This window comes from Mesorhizobium sp. (assembly GCF_017306585.1).
Lineage (GTDB): Bacteria > Pseudomonadota > Alphaproteobacteria > Rhizobiales > Rhizobiaceae > Mesorhizobium.
In genome coordinates this window covers 1-3,156 of the sequence record NZ_JAFKIC010000352.1, presented here as the reverse complement: position 1 = coordinate 3,156, position 3,156 = coordinate 1, and the positions used below count along the sequence as shown (strand labels likewise).

3 protein-coding genes are annotated in these 3,156 nt (G+C 65.8%); all 3 read right to left on the bottom strand.

The window, feature by feature from the left end:
• Positions 1 to 1,801: phenylalanine--tRNA ligase subunit beta (pheT, locus tag J0I79_RS34580; RefSeq protein WP_292870535.1), on the bottom strand; the 1,801-nt coding region annotated here is incomplete at its 3' end.
• Between the two features lie 4 nt (positions 1,802 to 1,805).
• Positions 1,806 to 2,228 carry an ASCH domain-containing protein gene (locus tag J0I79_RS34575; RefSeq protein WP_292870532.1) on the bottom strand — a complete coding sequence of 141 codons (423 nt, stop codon included), beginning with the start codon at positions 2,226 to 2,228 and terminating at the stop codon, positions 1,806 to 1,808.
• The coding region (gene pheS / locus J0I79_RS34570) for a phenylalanine--tRNA ligase subunit alpha (protein WP_292870529.1) at positions 2,225 to 3,156 on the bottom strand (932 nt) is incomplete at its 5' end. The genes pheS and J0I79_RS34575, both read right to left, overlap by 4 nt.

Genomic DNA, 3,156 nt, shown 5'->3' with positions numbered 1-3,156 from the left:
AACCGTCGAGCTTGGCCGTGCCGCGGCGCACGCCGGCGGCGACGCGGCGCTGCTGGTCGGCGCCGCCGCCCTCATAGGTGCCCGAGACTTCGAACAGTGCCACGTCGCCAATGCCCTTGTCGGCATTGCGCTGCGCCGCCGCGATCAGCCCCGGCAGCAGGGAGGGGCGCATGTCGGACATGTCGGCGGCGATCGGGTTGGCGAGTTTCAATGCCGTCTGGCCGCCGCCGAACAGTTCGGAGTGCCTGGCCGGGATGAACGACCAGGTGACGGCCTCCATCATGCCGCGCACGGCGAGAGCGCGCTTGGCCGTGCGGGTGCGCACCTGCAGCGTGGTCAGGATCTTCGAATTGACCGCGTCATGCGCGCCGAGTGGCTGCGGCGCGATGTTGTCGACGCCGTGAATGCGCATCACTTCCTCGACCAGATCGGCCTTGCCATCGACGTCGGGGCGCCAGGACGGCACCGCCACATCGACGACATCGCCCGAACCTTGTGGTTTGAAGCCCAGGCGCGACAGGATGTCGAGGCTTTCCGCCTTGGGCACCTCGATGCCGGTCAGCCGCTTCACTTCGGACACCGGGAAGGCAACGATCTTCGGCTGATGGCCGGCATAGCCGACGACCTCGGTCTGCGCCGGTTCACCGCCGCAGAGATCGAGCACCAGCTTCGTCGCCAGTTCGACGCCGGGAACCATGAACTCGGGATCGACGCCGCGCTCGAAGCGGTAGCGCGCGTCGGTGATGATGCCGAGCGTCCGCCCTGTCCGGGCCGTGGTGATCGGATCCCACAACGCGGATTCGATGAGCACGTCCGTGGTGTTCTCATCGCAGCCGGAATGCTCGCCGCCCATGACGCCGGCGATCGATTCCACGCCGTTGTCGTCTGATATGGCGCACATCTCAGGCGTCAGCGTGTATTCGCGGCCGTCCAGCGCCAGCACCTTCTCGCCGTCGCGCGCCCGGCGCACCACGAGATTTCCGGCAACCTTTTTGGCGTCGAACACATGCAGCGGACGGCCGCGATCGAAGGTGACGTAATTGGTGATGTCGACCAGCGCGCTGATCGGCCTCAGCCCGATGGCGATCAGCCTCTGCTGCAGCCATTTCGGCGATGGGCCGTTCTTGACGCCGCGCACAAGACGCAAGGCAAAACCGGGGCAAAGCTCCGGCGCCTCGATCACCACCTTGACCGGGGTCTCGCCCTTGCCCGGGATCGCCTCGACGCCGGCGCTCTTCAGCGTGCCGAGCCCGCTCGCCGCGAGGTCGCGCGCGATGCCGTAGACACTGGTAGCATCCGGCCGGTTCGGCGTCAGGTTGATCTCGATGACCGGATCGTCGAGATGCGCATAGGATGCGAAGCTGGTGCCGACCGGCGCATCGCCGGGCAGGTCGATGATGCCATTGTGCTCGTCCGACAGTTCCAGTTCGCGCTCGGAACACATCATGCCATGGCTCTCGACGCCCCTGATCTTGCCGACCGTCAGCGTCACGTCGATGCCGGGCACATAGGTGCCGGGCGCGGCGAAGGCGCCGATCAGGCCCGCGCGAGCGTTCGGCGCGCCGCAGACGACCTGCACCGGCGGCTTGCCATCGCCGGTGTCGACGCTCAGCACCCGCAGCCGGTCGGCGTCGGGGTGCTGCACCGCCGTCAGCACTTTGGCGATGACGAAGGGTTTCAGGCTCGACTTGTCGTCGACATGCTCGACCTCGAGGCCGATCGAGGTCAGCCGCTCGACGATCTTGTCGAGCGTGGCATCTGTTTCGAGATGATCCTTGAGCCAGGAGAGGGTGAATTTCATCGTCTCACACTTTCGCGTCGTCTTGCGCGAACACTTCGACCAGCCGGAAGCGTTCGCAAACCAGTTTCATGTCAGGCGAATAACCGCCATTGCGCTCGAAATAGGCCTGATGCGCATCACGCCAGTATTCGTAGCTCAGATCGCCTTCGCCCTCGTCGCGAGCAAAGTCGGCGTCGACCTCGTCGAAGCGCCGCACGATCGCCTCGACCGTTTCGATGACCGCGGCGCGACGGCCGCTGCCGTCGAGCACCACATCGCGGCGACCGACCTCCGGTACCGGCTCGGCGCCGCCATAGTCACGCAGCGCGCCGCAGGTCGCGGTCTTGCGGCCCGACAGTACTAGGGCCAGCAACTCGTCGGCCAGCTCCGGACTGTCGCCGAAACGGAACGTCACCGCGTCCGCATAGGGATCGGCGGCTTGGCTCACGCGCTCAGGCCCCCGAACAGCGTCGGCATGTCGAGCGGCCGGAAGCCGTAATGCGACAGCCAGCGCACGTCGGCGTCGAAGAAGGCGCGCAGGTCCGGCATGCCGTATTTCAGCATGGCGATGCGGTCGATGCCCATGCCCCAGGCGAAGCCCTGATACTCGTCGGGATCGAGTCCGCCGGCGCGCAGCACGTTGGGATGCACCATGCCGCAGCCGAGGATCTCCATCCAGTCGGAGCCTTCGCCGAAGCGCACTTCGCCCGGCCGCGAGCGGTCGCATTGGATGTCGACCTCGAGGCTTGGCTCGGTGAACGGGAAGAAAGACGGCCGGAAACGCATCTTGACCGACGGCACTTCGAAGAACGCCTTGCAGAACTCTTCCAGCACCCACTTCATGTTGGCGACGTTGGCCGACTTGTCGATCACCAGCCCCTCGACCTGATGGAACATCGGCGAATGGGTGGCGTCCGAATCCTGCCGGTAGGTTTTCCCGGGAATGACGATGCGGATCGGCGGCTTCTGCTTCTCCATGGTGCGGATCTGCACGGGCGAAGTGTGGGTGCGCAAAAGTTTGCGCTCGCCCTTCTCGTCCGGCTGGAAGAAGAAGGTGTCGTGCATTTCGCGCGCCGGATGGCCTTCCGGGAAATTCAGCGCGGTGAAATTGTAATAGTCGGTCTCGATATCGGGCCCTTCGGCAATGGCGAAGCCGAGATCGCCGAAGATCGCCGCGATCTCGTCGATGACCTGGCTGATCGGATGGATGCGGCCGCGCTCGGCCGGCGACTGCCGTACCGGCAGCGTGACATCGACCTTCTCGGCGACGAGGCGCGCGGTGATCGCGACGTCCCTCAGTTCGCTCTTGCGGGCGGTCAGCGCCTCGGTGACGCGGTTCTTGAGGCCGTTGATGGCCGGGCCCTTGACCTGGCGCT